Annotated in this window: 13 protein-coding genes and 1 pseudogene; 8 read left to right on the top strand and 6 right to left on the bottom strand. The window is 55.1% G+C overall.

From position 1 onward, the window contains the following. Window positions 1-3 precede the first annotated feature (3 nt). From KO116_RS22395 to KO116_RS22380, 4 genes are all read left to right on the top strand, one after another. Window positions 4-909, top strand: coding sequence for a copper resistance D family protein (locus KO116_RS22395; RefSeq protein ID WP_035561705.1), 906 nt, complete (start codon window positions 4-6; stop codon window positions 907-909). 283 nt (window positions 910-1,192) lie between these two features. Beyond that, window positions 1,193-1,726 (top strand): cupredoxin domain-containing protein, encoded by a 534-nt coding sequence (locus KO116_RS22390; RefSeq protein ID WP_035561742.1) that lies wholly within the window; start codon window positions 1,193-1,195, stop codon window positions 1,724-1,726. Between the two features lie 14 nt (window positions 1,727-1,740). After that, the gene (locus tag KO116_RS22385; protein ID WP_035561703.1) at window positions 1,741-2,406 is read left to right on the top strand and encodes a response regulator transcription factor; all 666 of its coding nucleotides are present in this window, start codon (window positions 1,741-1,743) and stop codon (window positions 2,404-2,406) included. A 135-nt stretch (window positions 2,407-2,541) separates the two neighbouring features. After that, a complete protein-coding gene (locus KO116_RS22380) occupies window positions 2,542-3,843 on the top strand; it encodes an IS1380 family transposase (protein ID WP_035561701.1) in 1,302 nt (433 codons plus the stop codon). A gap of 352 nt (window positions 3,844-4,195) precedes the next feature. Here KO116_RS22380 and KO116_RS22375 read toward each other — a convergent pair whose 3' ends face one another. After that, complete coding sequence (locus tag KO116_RS22375; protein ID WP_035561699.1) at window positions 4,196-5,521, bottom strand: IS1182 family transposase; 1,326 nt, start codon at window positions 5,519-5,521, stop codon at window positions 4,196-4,198. A gap of 383 nt (window positions 5,522-5,904) precedes the next feature. On the opposite strand from KO116_RS22375, the gene KO116_RS22370 reads away from it, so the two are divergent. Beyond that, complete coding sequence (locus tag KO116_RS22370) at window positions 5,905-6,576, top strand: response regulator (protein ID WP_035561696.1); 672 nt, start codon at window positions 5,905-5,907, stop codon at window positions 6,574-6,576. Window positions 6,577-6,605: 29 nt separating this feature from the next. Next, window positions 6,606-7,928, top strand: a complete 1,323-nt coding sequence (locus tag KO116_RS22365) for an ATP-binding protein (protein WP_035561693.1) — start codon at window positions 6,606-6,608, stop codon at window positions 7,926-7,928. Between the two features lie 52 nt (window positions 7,929-7,980). On the opposite strand, the gene KO116_RS22360 is transcribed toward KO116_RS22365, so the two are convergent. The 5 genes and pseudogenes from KO116_RS22360 to KO116_RS25225 all read right to left on the bottom strand — a co-directional run. Beyond that, window positions 7,981-11,178 carry an efflux RND transporter permease subunit gene (locus tag KO116_RS22360; protein WP_035561689.1) on the bottom strand — a complete coding sequence of 1,066 codons (3,198 nt, stop codon included), beginning with the start codon at window positions 11,176-11,178 and terminating at the stop codon, window positions 7,981-7,983. Between the two features lie 14 nt (window positions 11,179-11,192). Beyond that, window positions 11,193-12,458, bottom strand: a complete 1,266-nt coding sequence (locus tag KO116_RS22355) for an efflux RND transporter periplasmic adaptor subunit (protein WP_035561686.1) — start codon at window positions 12,456-12,458, stop codon at window positions 11,193-11,195. A gap of 21 nt (window positions 12,459-12,479) precedes the next feature. Continuing rightward, window positions 12,480-13,700: a TolC family protein gene (locus KO116_RS22350; protein ID WP_035561683.1), complete on the bottom strand. Its 1,221-nt coding sequence runs from the start codon at window positions 13,698-13,700 to the stop codon at window positions 12,480-12,482. Between the two features lie 204 nt (window positions 13,701-13,904). Then, the gene (locus tag KO116_RS22345; protein ID WP_035561679.1) at window positions 13,905-14,261 is read right to left on the bottom strand and encodes a P-II family nitrogen regulator; all 357 of its coding nucleotides are present in this window, start codon (window positions 14,259-14,261) and stop codon (window positions 13,905-13,907) included. A 17-nt stretch (window positions 14,262-14,278) separates the two neighbouring features. Continuing rightward, window positions 14,279-14,413: pseudogene (locus KO116_RS25225) on the bottom strand (efflux RND transporter permease subunit); the annotation flags it as partial. A 90-nt stretch (window positions 14,414-14,503) separates the two neighbouring features. On the opposite strand from KO116_RS25225, the gene KO116_RS22340 reads away from it, so the two are divergent. Together KO116_RS22340 and KO116_RS22335 are read left to right on the top strand one after the other, a co-directional pair. Next, window positions 14,504-15,805 (top strand): IS1380 family transposase, encoded by a 1,302-nt coding sequence (locus KO116_RS22340; protein ID WP_035561676.1) that lies wholly within the window; start codon window positions 14,504-14,506, stop codon window positions 15,803-15,805. Window positions 15,806-15,900: 95 nt separating this feature from the next. Further along, entirely contained in the window at window positions 15,901-17,253 is a 1,353-nt protein-coding gene (locus KO116_RS22335; RefSeq protein WP_052703844.1) for a sensor histidine kinase, read from the top strand. Window positions 17,254-17,270: the final 17 nt, after the last annotated feature.

Below are 17,270 nucleotides of genomic sequence, written 5' to 3'. Positions count from 1 at the left end.
CCCATGGCCTGGTGGTTCTCCGTAAATAGCCTCGACGTCTGGACCGTCGCGATGATTCTCGTGGCGGCCGGGGTTTACCTCAGTGCCCTAGTCGCGACGGGAGCCGTGTTGTTTTGTCTAGCATTTCCCCAACTCCCTGAACATGACCGGAGGCACGTCGCCCGCATGGGTGTCCTTGCTGTCTGGGCCGGGATTATCCTGATTCTGTTCCAGTGGCCTTTAGAAGCTGGTTACCTTGGGGGCGGCAATATAGCGGCTGCAACCAACCCAATGCTACTCGGGATCGTGTTCGAGGGTGCGTCCGGGACCCGGCTGATACTGGTGGTAACTGGCTTGCTGTTGGTCCAGGCGATTCAGCTCAATAACTTAACACTCTCAAAAACAGCCAACAGCTTGAGCCTAGTAGGCGTTTTATTGGTGATGCTGGCATTCGTGCAGGTGGGGCATACAGTAAACACCCCACGCCTCGTTCTGGCTGTCTTGCTGATCGTTCACCTGATGGCGGCAGCATTCTGGGTAGCCTCGCTGTGGCCGCTGTTCCACTTAGTGGGGCAACATTACAACCACGGCAATACCGCCCGCATTCTGACCCGTTTCGGGCAACTCGCCATGGGCGGAGTTGGCGTGTTGGTACTGGCGGGCGTCACTTTGGCCACGCTGCTAACAGGCGGTCTCACACCCCTGCTCACCACGGCATATGGACAGTTCTTGATCGGCAAGGTATTGATTGTGGCGGCGCTACTGTTATTTGCTGCCGCGAACAAGTGGCGGCTTGTGCCGGCCTTTGAGAGCGGCGACGCAACAGCCCCAGGACGGTTACAGAGAAGTATTGCACTGGAGATGGTGCTGGTCGCGGTTATCTTGTTGATCACGGCAGTGCTGACAAGAGTGTCATCACCGAATGGGTGACTAACAGGTCAACCACCTTGTTGAGCCGTTCCAGAGCTCGAAATTAACGGTCTCCTTCTTATGGGCCTTACGCTGAGGTTTAGGCGGAGGCTGCCATAGGCAATTGCACCAACAAGACGAAAAGTCATTGCTGCAGCGTTGACTCTAATCAGGGGGGGCAGGATCCATCATCATGTTAGAAATGCTTTTGGGTAGCAGGCCATATTTTTACGTTAGGTTCAGGCTCGTTTCAGGTTAACGCCGTATAAAGAACAAGTGACAATAACCTCTGAGGTAAATGACCATGCGCAACATCTCCTTAACAACGTCTTTGTTTGCCCTTTCACTCAGTTTGATAACGAGTGCGGCATGGGCTTCGCCCGGCCAAGGCAGTGGTGACAATGGCCTAACCGAGGCTGACGTTGACCGCACGATCAGCCTTGAGGCTGGCGATATGTGGTTCGACCCTGAAGAGCTAGAACTGGCGGCTGGGGAGGTGGTTAAATTTGAAATCACCAACACCGGCAATTTAGAGCATGAATTTGTGATTGGTAGCAAAGAAGCCCAAGAAGAGCATCGAAAAATGATGCTAGACATGGCCAATGGCGGAGGCCATGACATGTCGAATATGGCACACGGTGAAGGCCACGATATGTCCAATATGTCAAACGGCGATGGTCACGATATGGCCAATATGAGTATGGAAGGCGTCACCATTGCACCTGGCGAGACTGGGTCTCTATTATGGCGTGTTCCTGATAATGTTAACGCGCTAGAGTATGCATGTAACATTCCCGGCCATTACGAATCCGGCATGTACGGCAATTTTTCTCTCTAATCTGACGTATATCCATGAAACTGTTGCTACTTGAAGATGATGACTTGCTAGCGGAAAGCTTGGCAGAGAGTCTCAAAGACAACGGTTACCTGGTTGATTTGGCCGCTTCCTTGAAAGCGGCCAAGTCGCTGATGGCAACCGAGCATTATGAACTGGCGATCTTAGATGTCGGTTTGCCCGACGGCTCAGGGCTGGATCTGCTCGCCCAGTGGCGCAGGCAAAAACGCGACACGCCTATTTTGATCCTGACGGCCCGCGATACCTGGGAAGATAAAGTTGTCGGTCTTGAGACGGGGGCCGATGACTATCTTACCAAGCCCTTCCACGAAGCCGAACTGATGGCCCGGCTGAAGGCCTTGCTACGCAGGCAGTCTGGTCAGTTATCTCAAGTGATCACGCTTAACGGCATTTCGTTGGATGAAGCGGGTCAACGCGTGTGCTTAGAAGGTGAAACGTGGCGTTCGCTCACGGCGACCGAGTTTCGGTTACTACGCTACTTAATGCTGCATCCTGATCGCATTCACTCGAAAGAGCAGCTACTAGAGCAGCTCTATGCATTGGATCAGGATGCCGCCGCGCCTAACTTGGTCGAAGTCTATGTCGCTCGTCTGCGTCGTTATCTAGGCAAAACAATTATCCAAACTCGCCGCGGCCAGGGGTATTTCTTTGCTTCACATTGATCGGCGTAGTTTACGTATTCGACTACTCGCCTGGCTAGCCCGGATTTCTCATGAGGGGATAAAAGAAAGCGGCTGAAAGTGCTATAGTTTCAGGACCTTACACCGTTCACCAAGCACCAACAGCCGCTATCCAAAATGGTACCTGAAAAACTGACCTTCTCGCCACTGTCTCGCCGTCAAATTGAAGCCGATTTCTCCGGTGGTCATATCACCTCCGATGCCGGCCTGCTTTTGCTTCGCGAAGTCGACAACCAACACCAGCTCACTCAGCGCCTGGCTACGGTGCTGGACGATGCCCGTAATCCGGTACTGGTTCGCCACAAGCTTCAAACCATGATCCGGCAACGGGTCTTTGGCGTAGCCGCCGGATACGAAGATCTGAACGATCACGAAACGTTACGCGCTGACCAGGCACTTCAGACCGCGACTGGCGAAGAGGCCATTCTGGCGGGCAAATCAACACTGTGCCGAATGGAGCAGCGCGTAGACCGGCAGGCCGTGGTCAAGGCCCACGAACTGCTGTGGCATCACTTCATTGAACAGCACGAGACTCCACCCAAGGAAATTGTGCTGGATTTTGATGGCACCGACGTTCCGGTGCATGGCGACCAGCCCGGCAAGTTCTTTAACGCCTACTACAATCACCATTGTTACTTCCCACTGTACGTGTTCTGCGGTCGCCATCTGCTGGTGAACTACCTGCGCACCAGCAACCGAAGCGACAGCCGCCACAGCTGGGCCATTCTGGCCCTGCTGGTGAAATTCATCCGGCAGTACTGGACGAATACCCGCATCGTGTTCCGGGGTGACAGCGGCTTTTACCGTCCCCGATTGCTGAGCTGGTGCGACCGGAACAACGTGGACTATCTGGTGGGCCTCAGCAAGAACAGCCGGCTGCTCAAGGAGGTAGACGTACCCTCGATGCTGGTTCGCAAGGCTCACAACGAACTGGGTGAAAAAGTCTGCGCCACCTATCGATTCCAGTACCAGGCCCACACCTGGAAACACCCCCGCTGGGTGATCGCGCGTCTGGAGGAGGGCGAACTGGGTGCCAACCCCAGGTTCATTCTCAGCTCCCGTTACGACGACGGCGTTAAACTCTACTACGAGCAATACTGTGCCCGGGGTGACATGGAAAACCGGATCAAGGATCAGCAGTTGTGTCTGTTCGCAGATCGCACCTCCAGCACGCGGTGGTGGACCAATCAGTGGCGGTTGCTCTTATCGGGCTTTGCCTACACGTTGTTCGAGCGATTACGGGCCCACTTGAAGAAGACCCCCTTCGAGAGAATGAGCGCCAGTAACCTGCGGCTGAAGCTGATCAAGGTGGGCGCGGTCATCATTCGCAACACTCGACGCATACGGGTGTTGATGAGCGATGCCTATCCTTACAAAGACGAACTCTCTGACCTGGTGCGTCAACTGGTTCCGGAATAGAAGCCTGGGCTCCCCCGGCCCGACTCAATGGGGGAAAGGGGGCCGTGTGTCCGGACAACAGAAATTGATCAGTTATTAATCAATCGCGGCCGCAAATGAGCGGTAGTGGCGGTAACCTGCACAGTCTGCGAGACTTGCCGGGGACCTATGAGAAATCCGGGCTAGGAGTCTGCGCGGCAGAAACGTTTTGAGCCCTCGTTTCCGCCAGACCGGATCATTGTCTGGCCGGAAGGAGTGTTCGCGATATCGGATCGGCTCCATCATCGCTTTCGATCCAGCCAGTTAACCGGTTAAAAGGGGCATCGCAGGGCCCCAGCTGTACCTACCGTGAGCCAAAGGCTGCCTCAGCGACTTATGCCAACCTCATCAGTGAACTCATGCGCCTGAGATTGAGCGACAGACAGACAAGATCCCATTCACCCTGCACCGCCTGAAGGCCCCGCAAGCCGAACTGCCGGAAGCCCAGGACATTCTTGATCCAGCCATTCACCGCCTCAACCATGTGCTTGTGCTGAGCGTAGACTGCTCGCCCCTCCGCCGTGGTAAGCTTCTCCTCCATGCGGGCCGTCGCCGGGTACCGGCTCGCGTTTATATCTCCGGTTTTTTTGCCTTCCCGGCGCAGCGAGACGTAGCCATCTATGCCTTTTGTCTCCAATGCCTGCAAGTCTTCCTCTTTGCGATAACCCGCATCAGCCAGACATTGGCCTGGGTAACTTCCCAGAGTTTCTTTTACCTCGCCCAGCAGCGGCACCAGACAGCCGTTATCACTGGGGTTGTTACCCTGGCGGTTGCCCACGATGATCTGGAACTCGCCATCCACGGCCAGTTGGCCGTTATAGCATTGCTGGAACCCATCATTCGTTTTCATGATCCGGCTTTGGGGGTCGGTAAAGTTACTCTGAGCCTTGTCCTCCGGAACTCCATAATCTCTCTTGAAGTTCCGGCCACCCTTGGGTGAGCGGCGATCATCGTCTGGATGCCGGCCTTTGGCCTCATCTTGCGTTTTTTGATCCGCTTCCAGTTTCTCCTTCGCTGCCCGGATCTTGTCCAGCCGCCCCTGACGGTGCTGAAGCTCTTCGGGTAACTCGTCGCCCCGCTGATCCGGGCCAAACTGTTGGTCTTCCGATTCATCCACACGGCGAGCCTGGCCACAAAGCTCATCAACCTCTTTTGACAGACGGGCTTCTTCCTCCCGCATGCGGTCATAGCTCATGGCCTTGTGCTTACTGGCGTTGGCCCGGACCTTGGTGCCATCAATCGCCAGCGTACCGAGAGTAACCAATTCCGCTTCCTGGGCGATCCGGACCACCTGAATAAATACGGCCTTGAACGCAGCCAGGTGTTGCTTGCGAAAATCGCAGATAGTGCGGTGTCTGGGGAAATTGCCAGCCGCCAGGACCCGAAGGGCGACATCTTCTTCCAACTTCCGGGCGATCTTTCGTGATGAAAACACGCCGGTCGCGTACGCATAGATCAACACCTTCAACATCATCCGCGGATCGAAAGGCGAGTTGCGCCGACCGCTCCCTTCATACCGGGCGTAGAAGGCACTCAGATCCAGTTCCTCGACCACGTCACTGATGAAATAGGCCAGATGCCCTTCGGGCAGCCACTCGTTCAGGCTCGGGGGAAGAAGCAGTTCCTGATCAGGTGAATAGGGGCGGAAGGTGGTTCCCATCGGATTCTCCGGTGCTGAAGAATTTTTACGTATTATGCCAGAAGGTGGCTCCTGCCGCGCAGACTCCTAGCATAGGCCGGTAACAAACTGTCGAAACCGGCAAGAAGTCCCATTGTGGCAGCTCCTTGTATAAGGCGGCGCCTGGACACACCTGCATAGAAATGTCTATCGCTCATAGGTTGCTCCTAAAACCATGTATATACAGCTTCTCGCGTTCGTGGCTCGATTGTTGACGCTACCCGGTGCAACTGAAATCAAACTGAAAAGTCGACCGGTAACCCCCCATTTTTAACGGGTTGCTGTTTTTCTGGGGAGTTGCCGTTACTGGTACAATCCATGGCAGACTGGCGAAACTTTCCCACCTCGAAAAACGGCGCTTACAAATGAAAATTCTGATTGTTGAGGACAATGCGGTACTTGCCAAAAGAATATCGGACTGGCTTGCGCAGGCGCACTACACAGTCGATATCGCCAAAACCGGCAAAGAAGCGGACTCGTTGATTGAAACAAGCTCCTACCAGGCCGTTATTCTCGATATCGGACTGCCCGATGAAAATGGACTGTCTTTAATGCAAAGATGGAGAAAAAACGGGAAAAAAGAGGCCATCCTTATTCTGACCGCACGCTCCAACTGGACTGAGAGAGTAGAAGGGTTGAACGCGGGTGCCGACGATTACCTTCCCAAACCGTTTGAGTTTGATGAACTGAAAGCCCGGCTCAGTGCGATTATCCGCAGAAAGGACGGCAGAACGACAGACCAGATCAGCGTCGACGGATTTCATCTCAACGCCACCTACCGAACGCTTACCACGCCCGACCAGAAAGAGTTCAGACTGACAGCTACGGAATTCCGCCTTTTGCAGTGTTTCCTCCGTTCACCGGACCGGGTGTTTTCCCAGGACGACCTGGTTGAAACCCTCTACAACATAGAAAGATGCCCCACCAGAAATGTTGTTCAGGTCTATATAGCCAGGCTCAGAAAAATAATAGGGGGCAATAAAATCAAGACTTTGCGTGGCCAGGGCTACTTCTTCGAAAAAGATCCTAACCGCTGAACGCCCGAGTGAACCAACCAGGTTAAAATATGTCTGCTCCGAAAAGTATCCGCAGAACAGCCATTCAGTATGGGGCTGTTTTCAGCCTCGTATATTTTACTCTGATATTCTTTTCACACACCTACGTGATAAAGCAACTATCGGACGAGTCCAGGAAGCAACACCTGAACAAAGAGCTGGGAAACTTTCAGGCAATCATTGAGGCTGAATCCCCCACAACCGACGACCTCAGCAACATGATCAATCAGTTTGAAATGCTTCTGGGGCATGCCATCGTCATCGAAACGGCTAGCGGAAGCGTCCTGGCGAGCCCGAACTTTGACCAGAGCCAACTGCAGGGCGCTGCAGAGAAGCCCGAGGGTTTCATCCACATAGCGCAGGGTGCGAACACGCTTTTCGGGCTCAAACGCATTTTCTCCGCCAGTGAAAAACTGGCCTCAATCACCGTTCTTGAAACCGAGGGGGCGCTCTCTGAACGACCGCTGAAGGCCCACCTGACATTGCTCGGTGCCTCGGCCGTTCTTCTGGCGATACTGCTGGCACTGATTGGAACCACCACACATCTGACGTTAAAGCCCATCAGTAGGATAAAAGAGGACCTGAGACGGCTCCAATCCGGGAAACAAAGTCGTCTGAACCCTCACGTGCCGGAAGAGTTTCGTCCGCTGATCCGGCAGCTCAATGATTTGCTCGAGCTGTCAAACCGGCGGCTGGACCGCCACCGCCGCCTGAATTCCGATCTCTCTCACCTGGTCAAAACCTCTATTTCTGCCAATCTTGCCATTTTGTCGGATATCGATACCTTGCCTCCGTCCCGGGAGGATGTTGTGTTTATGGCCTCTAACTTGCGGGAGCTTGACAAATCCCTGAAATACCGGATGAGCAAAGCAGACATATCAGGCAGACAGATGGGACGGACGTGCATGCCGGTTGAAATCACGGCAAGTGTCATCACCGTTATGGAAAAAATCTTCCCTGACACGGTTTTTCGCCTCCACACCAACTTACCTGAAAACTTCAGCTGGCCAATGGAGCGACAGGATCTTTCAGAGCTACTTGGCAATTTACTCGAAAATGGCGGGAAGTGGTGCCAGACAACCGTCGACGTTACAATCGCCCGCACGTCATCAGGACTCTCCATAGAAGTAGCGGACGATGGCCCCGGAATTTCTCCCGAGGCGGCAGCCACTGTCATGAACAGGGGTACCAGGCTGGATGAAACGGTCGCCGGTTTCGGGCTCGGATTGTCCATCGTGTCCGAGATTGTCGAAGACAACCTCGGACAGATGAACATGGGTACCTCAAAAAACGGAGGAGCCAGCATTGTCATTCTACTGCCACTTCCGGATTAGAAAACCTCCAGAAAGGCAACCGTCGATGACGCAGCGCGGCTTCTCCCATTTTTTACCGTTGGATATCACTCACCTTGGCTCTCGAAAAGCGACCGAACAGAACCGGCAAAACAAACAGCGTCAGGAAAGTTGCGGTGATAAGGCCGCCAACAATCACGCTGGCCAGTGGCTTCTGGATTTCAGCACCCACGCCCGTCGACAACAGCATCGGTATCAAACCGAGTGCCGAGGTTATTGCTGTCATCAAGACAGGACGTAAACGGGAGACGGCACCTTCAAACACCGCGGCATCCATGCTCAACCCATCCTGTATTCGCTGATTGATGCTTTCGACCATGACGACCCCGTTAAGCACCGCCACACCAAACAGTGTGATAAATCCAACGGAACTGGGGACTGAAAGGTACTGGCCGGAAATCCAGAGCGAAAAGACGCCACCAATGACAGCAAGCGGCACGTTGACAAGGATTAACAGTGCCTGACCAACCGAACTGAAAGCAAAGTACAGCAACAGCGCAATCAGGCCCAGAGATACAGGGACCACAATGGTCAATCGTTTCTGAGCTCGCTGCTGGTTTTCAAACTGACCACCAATATCCACCGAATAGCCGGGGGGAAGGTTCACTTCTGACGCGATAACATCCTGAATATCGGCAACCACACTGCCCATGTCACGACCCTGCACATTAGACTGAATGACCACACGGCGCTGAACGTCATCGCGGCGCACCTGAGGCGGACCGGACTGAATAGAGATATCGGCAACATCACCAAGTCTCACCCAGGCTCCGGACGGCGCCTGTAACCTGAGATCGGCAATGGCATCCCGGTCTTCCCGGAAACGTTTGGCCAGACGCACATAGATATCATACCGCTCGTTGCCGTTGATGATCTGGCCCGCAGCGGCACCACCCAGTCCGTCCCGGACGACACTCATCACATCAGACACGGCGAGTCCGTACCGGGAGAGTGCCTGACGGTCTGGCTGAACCACCAACTGCGCTTCACCGGCAATCTGCTCCATGGCCACGTCCCGGGTCCCCTGAACAGTTCGGACCGCCGCTTCGATCTGTTGGCCTTTCTCGGCCAGCACCTTGAGATCCGGGCCAAAGAGTTTGATGGCCAACTGCGCGCGGACACCAGACAACAATTCGTCAACCCGAGTTGCAATAGGCTGAGAAAAGTTAAACAGTAGCCCCGGGTGCTGTTCGAGCTTCGCCTCAAACAGGGCCTGCAATTCATAGCGATTACTGGCGCTGGTCCACTCGGCTGTTGGCTTGAGGCCAATGTAGATTTCGATGTTGTTGACGGGCTCCGGATCGCCGCCTATTTCCGCCCGCCCCGCCCGGGACAGCGCGTAGGTCACTTCTGGAAATTCCATCAGCATGGCTTCCAGTTTTGGCGCCACTTCAAGCGCCGTATCAAGGCTTGATGAAGGGGCCAGGGTCACCCGGAGGTTAATCGTGCCCTCTTCCAGTTCAGGCACGAACTCCGTGCCGAGTCGTGGCACAACCAGCGCCGCCAGCACAACAAGAACAGCCGCCGCGCCAACAACCACGCGGCTATGCTTCAGTGACCAGGCAAGCCCCATGCGATAGAGCTTTTCCAGGGGTTTTAGAATGAAGCTTTCCCGCTCCCGGATACCCTTACGGAACATGTATGACGCCAGCGCGGGTACAACCACCAGAGCGACGATCACAGCGGACACAATGGCCAGCATGATGCTGATCGCCATTGGCTGGAAAAGCTTGGCTTCCACACCTTCAAAGCTGAATAAAGGCATGAAAACGACCAGGATAATCGCCGTCGCGAAAAAAATTGGTCGCGCCACTTCCCGGCCTGCCTCCTGCAGTCGAAGCGCAATGCCATGGTCATCGTGTGACGCGTCCAATGGGTCAGGGTCGTTTTTCACCAATTCATCCCGACGGGCGTCATGCTCAGCATCCGGATGCGTCAGATGTTTGAACATGTTCTCGACCATAACAACAGAGCCGTCCACCAGCATGCCAATTGCCACAGCAATGCCGCCCAGAGACATCAGGTTGGCCGAGAGACCGAACCAGGCCATGATCATCAGCGCAATACCGATAGAAATCGGTATAGAAAGCAGCACGAGCGTTGCTGCCCGAAGATTCATCAGGAACAGGGCAAGCACGATCGCAATAAACACAAAAGCCAACAGAAGTGCATTGGTCACCGTCTCTACGGCCTTGGTCACCAGATCCGCCTGGTTGTAATAGGGCTCAAAACGAACCCCACTCGGAAGCGCCTGATTTATGCGATCAATGCGGGCCTCGATGCCGTCGATGGTGGCTTTTGTGTTGGCCCCCATTCGTTTGAGTACAATGCCAGAAACCACTTCACCCAGTTGTTCAACCTGACCGGCTTCATCCTTCCGGGTCATGGTTACCGCACCCTGGCGAATTTCAGTGCCCAGCGCTACCTCGGCGACATCGTTCACTGTCACTGTAATGCCATCACTGGTTTTAACGGGCACCTGACGGATCTGCTCGAGCCCCTGCTCGCCATTACCCAGCCAGCCCATACCGCGAATAACCAACTGCTCCTGCCCGCGGCCCATATACCAGCCCCCAACATTGGAGTTGTTGTTCTCCAGGGCTTCCATGACATCGTTCTGTGATAAGTCATAGGACAGCATTCGCGCCGGGTTCAGGTTAACCTGGTACTGGCGGACCTCTCCGCCAAACGACAGGATTTCCGTAACCCCTTCAGCCGGTATCAGCAACAGTTTGACCAGCCAGTCGTGCAAGCTGCGCAATTCCATTGCGTCGTACCCCGAATCCGGGTCCGCTATCAGCAAGTACTGGTAGACCTGGCCAAGACCGGACGTATTCGGCCCCATTTCAGGCACCCCGACCCCGTCCGGAATCAGCTCCCGCGCGGCCTGCAACCGCTCGAAAACCAGTTGGCGCGCGAAATAGATATCCGTGCCCTCTTTAAAGACCACGGTGACACCAGACAACCCGGTTTTGGAGATGGACCGAACCTCCTCAACATCCGGCAACGCATACATCACCGCTTCAATGGGATAGGTGATCAGCTGCTCGACTTCCTCAGCCGCAAGTCCGGGCGCCTCTGTATTAACAGCGACCTGGACGTTTGTAACGTCGGGGAAAGCATCAAGATTCAGTTTTGGTATCTGAAACGCGGCCGTGGCGATAAGCACTGCAAGCGCAATAAGAACCAACAGGCGGTTCTGAACCGCCCAGTCGACAACTCGGTTGAACATAATGACTCCCGGAATCAGTGGTTGTGCGGATCAAAGCCGCCTTTGGCAATTTCAGAGGCCACAAAAAATGCGCCCCGCAAAACGACTCGTTGGCCCGCAGCCAGGCCGGAAACCTCACGGAGCCCGCCAATTGAGCGGCCCAGTTCCACTTCCACGGGTTCATACTCGCCTTCGGCCTCTTCCACATAGACCGTCCAGTCGCCGTCCGCGCCACGCATCAATGCAGTCTCCGGCACGGCAAGCACCGGCTCGCTGGTCTTAAAACGAAAATACACATCTGCGAACATTCCTGGATGAAAACGATCTTCAGGATTGTCCAGCTCCAGCCTGACAATCCGCGTGCGGGTCACAGGATCAATGGTGTGGGCTTCCTGGGACACCGTTGCCACGGCCACACGACCCGCTGCCCTGACTTCGGCTTCCGCGCCCTTCTCTAGAACAATGTCGGAGCTTGCTGGCAGATGGGCTTCTACCCAAAGCTCACTCTCATCAGCAAGAGTCACCAGCGGCTGGCCAGCCTCAACTCTTTGTCCTTGCTCAAACTCATCGGTCAGTACTGCACCATCCACGCGAGCCCTGAGCATGTATTCACCGAGACTATCCACCCCGCTGGCCTTCAACGCACCAATGTCATCATCGTTCAGCCCGTAAGCAAGCAGAGTCGCGCTTGCCGCTTCAATGTTGGCTTTCGCTGTATTGAACCGCTGATCGCCAACCACGGAACGACCCAGCCCGCTGATTCGCTTCCATTCAGGAAAAGCTTTCCTGTAATCCGCCTGCGCCTGTGCCACCGTCTCACTGAACAGGGTTACCAGCGGCTGGCCCTTGGTTACGTGCTCACCCAGTTCCACGTGACGCCGCAGCACCACTGAGGCAACCCGGGGGGACACGTGATAGCTGGTATAGCCGTTGGTCAGCAGCTCACCGGGCGCGTAAATTTCATAGTCAACGCGCTTGCTTTCGAGGGTTGCTACTTCAATGCCGGCGAGCTCTTTCTGTTTGGCATTGATGCTTGCGGTGGCCGCTTCTTCATGGCCACCGTTCTCGTCTTCGTGGCCGTGCCCCCCTTCCTCTTCATGATCACCTTCCTCCTCATGCTCACCTTCTTCACCATGATCTTCCTTATGCTCGCCCTCCTCACCGGTGACTTCCTGATGATCGTCGCCACTGGCAGCATGATCATGACCGGCTTCCTGATGAGCATCTTCCTCTGCCTGTACAAAAGAAAGTGGGGCTGTAAGCAACGTCAATGCGAATACTGAAATCAGAGCTTTTTTCATAATGAATATCCAGTTTCCAGACTATTGTTGGAAGGGGGTGATCAGTTCGCCAGACTGACTCAATAGCTCAATCAGACCCAGCTGCGCCTGCTTTTCCAGTTCAATACCGGTTTTCAGACTCTCCGCGCGCTGGCCCAGCGCCTGGAGATACTCAGAGGTGGAGAGGTCGCCGACCTGCCACTGCCTCTCAAGCAAATCAGCACTTCGCTGTACACGCCCCTGGGAGAGTTCTGTCCATCGGCTGAGTTGGGTGTCGTATCGCTTCCAGGCAGCTCGGGCGCCCGCCAGACCATACTGCTGCTTCCGATAAAGTGCCTGAAACCGAGCCTCGGCCTCTAATGATCGTCGGTTGGCAGCCTGGATTTCGGCACGGTAGTTATTACGGACATTCAGAGGGATCGAGAACGTCAGGCCAACCAGGTTCTCACCGCCATCACGCCCTCCGCTCAGCCCGACCGTGGGAGATGCCGTCGCTCTGCGACTGACCACCTCGGCTTCGCTCCGCAGCACCTGCCACCTCGCGCGGGCGGCAACAATTGACGGATGAGCCAGCAAATTGTCGTTATCGACCCTGGAAGCAAGAGCCGGCCAAATGTGCCCGGGGATCCCCCCATCCTGAGGCCTCCAGTCCGGCAGACGTTCTTGAACCTGAGTTTCTGCCCGATCAACTGCGGCCTTTGCCTGGGCGACTTCGCTCAACTGACGGGATAGATTTAGAAACAGAAGCTCTGCATCGGCACGCCCCAGATCACCTGCCTGCTGGCGTTGCTCAACCTGCTCCAGCAAGGCATCCAGACGGTGTTGCTGGGATTCCGCAATTTCTTCGGCACGCGTCGCCGCGCGCCACTCGACAAGCGCAAACAGCGACTCGGACGTTTGTGCCAAAACCGCCTCGTTCAAATCAGCTTCAGCGGAAAGCCTGATCAGCTTTGCCTTGTCCTTTAGCGCACCCTGTTGATCAGACCAATCGATCGTTTGTGACAGCCCTGCCTCAAAGTTGTTTTCACTGCCCGTTCTGTCTGCTCCAACAGACAGCTCCGGGTTATACAGCGGTTGTTCGCTTGCCTCAGCATCCGCATCCCGGGCTGCCGCCTGCTCTGTCGCCGCCATGACATCCGGATGCTTGCTTATCTGGCCAGTGAGCCAATTTGTCCAATTCACAGTCTCCGCTTGACCGAACAGAGGAATAGACAATAGTACTGAACACAGCAACGCCCTGGGCGAGTGCTTGCTTGCCTTCATCGACTTTCTCCCGAAGGGGTAAATAGCCACAATTCATGGGCGCGAGGCGTCCATGACAAAGTAGGTAGAGGTGGAGATAGTAAGTGAAAAGGTTGAAATGAACTTGAATTTGGAAGGCATTAGCTCAGGGAACTTGAAAGTGCTCCTCAATAAGGGCGGGGAGAAGCGGCAACGCGACTCATGGCCACGATGCCGCCATCCAATCTAGGAAAAGCGCTGGTTTGATGCCGGTTGAAGTGCGCTCTCGTCGGTCGCACCATCGTCGATACGAACAGCCCGAACCAGGCGGGATACAAGCACCTTGCCGTCACCCGGGTGCCCTTCCTGGGTTCTGCCCGTTCTGACAATGAGTTCCACAACTTCACCAGCGACATCATCGGTCGCTACGTCTATTTCCAGCTTGACCATCTTCACTTTCTCCAGAGGCGACTCATCGCCGACCAGATGACCAAATTCGCCGAGAGACACGACAGCAATACTTGCCACCCCCTTAACTTTGGCCAGAGCATCAACCACATGCTCTGCCATCACTTCTCTGACATACGCTTTTATTTCATACATAAACCGTCTCCTGACTATCAGACTGAAACGTCACGACGTTCAGATGCAAACCACTGGTACACACTGGGCAACACCACCAGCGTCAGCAGCGTTGAAGTGATCAGACCGCCAACCACAACCGTTGCCAGTGGCCGTTGGACATTAGCCCGGATTTCTCATGAGGGGATAAAAGAAAGCGGCTGAAAGTGCTATAGTTTCAGGACCTTACACCGTTCACCAAGCACCAACAGCCGCTATCCAAAATGGTACCTGAAAAACTGACCTTCTCGCCACTGTCTCGCCGTCAAATTGAAGCCGATTTCTCCGGTGGTCATATCACCTCCGATGCCGGCCTGCTTTTGCTTCGCGAAGTCGACAACCAACACCAGCTCACTCAGCGCCTGGCTACGGTGCTGGACGATGCCCGTAATCCGGTACTGGTTCGCCACAAGCTTCAAACCATGATCCGGCAACGGGTCTTTGGCGTAGCCGCCGGATACGAAGATCTGAACGATCACGAAACGTTACGCGCTGACCAGGCACTTCAGACCGCGACTGGCGAAGCGGCCATTCTAGCGGGCAAATCAACACTGTGCCGAATGGAGCAGCGCGTGGACCGGCAGGCCGTGGTCAAGGCCCACGAACTGATGTGGCATCACTTCATTGAGCAGCACGACGCCCCACCCAAGGAAATCGTGCTGGACTTCGATGGCACCGACGTTCCGGTGCATGGCGACCAGCCCGGCAAGTTCTTTAACGCCTACTACGATCACCATTGTTACTTCCCGCTGTACGTGTTCTGCGGCCGTCACCTGTTGGTGAGCTACCTGCGCACCAGCAATCGAAGCGACAGCCGCCATAGCTGGGCCATTCTGGCCCTGCTGGTGAAGTTCATCCGGCAGTACTGGCCGGATACCCGCATCGTGTTCCGGGGTGACAGCGGCTTTTACCGTCCCCGATTGCTGAGCTGGTGCGACCGGAACAACGTGGACTATCTGGTCGGCATCAGCAAGAACAGCCGGCTGCTCAAGGAGGTAGACGTACCCTCGATGCTGGTTCGCAAGGCTCACAACGAACTGGGTGAAAAAGTCTCCGCCACCTACCGGTTCCAGTACCAGGCCCGAACCTGGAAACACCCCCGCTGGGTGATCGCGCGTCTGGAGGAAGGCGAACTGGGTGCCAACCCCAGGTTCATTCTCAGCTCCCGTTACGACGACGGCGTTAAACTCTACTACGAGCAATACTGTGCCCGGGGTGACATGGAAAACCGGATCAAGGATCAGCAGTTGTGTCTGTTCGCAGATCGCACCTCCAGCACGCGGTGGTGGACCAATCAGTGGCGGTTGCTCCTGTCGGGCTTTGCCTACACGCTGTTCGAGCGATTACGGGCCCACTTGAAGAAGACGCCCTTCGAGAGAATGAGCGCCAGTAACCTGCGGCTGAAGCTGATCAAGGTGGGCGCGGTCATCATTCGCAACACTCGGCGCATACGGGTGTTGATGAGCGATGCCTATCCTTACAAAGACGAACTCTCTGACCTGGTGCGTCAACTGGTTCCGGGATAGAAGCCTGGGCTCCCCCGGCCCGACTCAATGGGGGAAAGGGGGCCGTGTGTCCGGACAACAGGAATTGATCGATTATTGATCAGTCACGGCCGCCAATGAGCGGTAATGGCGGTAACCCGCACAGTCTGCGAGACTTGCTGGGGACCTATGAGAAATCCGGGCTAGGTGGCGTGGCGCTATTTGTGGTGGTGACGACCTGGCTACTGCATGGCATATTGTTACAGAATCTTGCTCGGGATTTTTTGGGTGAGCGTCTTCAGCGCGAAGCCGACCATGCCGTCACGCAGCTTGAGCAAGGTGAAGCCGCCGTGCCTGCCGCGCTTGACTCGGTTAGCCAAGGCTATCAAGTCTTTCATCATCTCTACGTACTCCGCTTCAACGGCTCGGTCAGCGCTTCCGACCCACAATGGCAGCAACAGCTGGCTTCGCTGCTAGATGAAAGCGGTGATGCTCTAATAGACGTGAATCGCGGCGAGCAACACATGCTCGTCTATCGTCGCCATTTTGAATGGCAGGGCACGCAGGGTGTGCTGCTGGTGGGTGAGGACTTCTCTCAAGTAGAAGCAGGGCTTGCAACATTGCACTGGTGGGTCGGTGGGATTGCCAGCGCGCTGTTAGGAATGCTCATCATACTCAACATGTTAGCGGTTAATCGTGGACTCAAGCCACTCTGGCAACTGCGTCAACAGCTTGAAGCATTGCGAGCGGGCAAACGTGATCGCTTGTCATTAATAGCCCCTTCTGAGCTAGATGAATTAGTCGACCAGTTGAACTGGTTTATGGATGACATTGACCTTCGCTTGAAGCGCTCCAGAGAGTCGGTCGCGAACCTATCACATGCATTAAAAACCCCGCTGGCAGCCGTTACCCAAGTACTGCGTGGCAATCGGCCCATTGATGAAACCCGACGCCATAAACTGCTCAGCCGTATTGAGGATATTAACGCCCAGCTGGATGCGGAGCTGCGTCGCTCACGTATTGCAGGCCCTAACGCGGGGCGAATGGCCAACGTCACGCGTGATAGTTCACGGCTCATCGAGATGTTCCGCAGCCTTTACCCTGAGCGTATCTTCAACCTCGCCCACTCGGCAGGCGAGAAAGACCAAGTGCCTATTGAGGCTCACGACTTTTCTGAAATATTAGGCATCGTGCTCGATAACGCTGGCAAATGGTCAAATAGGTGCGTTAATTGTGTTATTGCCGTCTCCGCTACCACACTCACGCTCACCATTGATGATGACGGCCTCGGCGTTGCAGAAGAGGATCTTTCGCGCTTGGGAGAGCGTGGCGCACGACTGGATGAACGCCGTCCCGGCTACGGTTTAGGCCTGTCGATTCTTGCGCAGTTAGTTGAACGTTACTTGGGGCACTCACATTTTGAGCGTAGTCCACTGGGGGGCTTGCGCGTTACGATTACCCTGCCTCTAGCGGGTGAAGTAGCTAATTAATCATTATTCAGCTTTGT

The sequence above is a fragment of the Halomonas sp. KO116 genome (genome assembly GCF_000734975.2).
GTDB classification, from domain to species: domain Bacteria; phylum Pseudomonadota; class Gammaproteobacteria; order Pseudomonadales; family Halomonadaceae; genus Vreelandella; species Vreelandella glaciei.
This window is presented reverse-complemented; position numbering and strand designations above follow the sequence as displayed.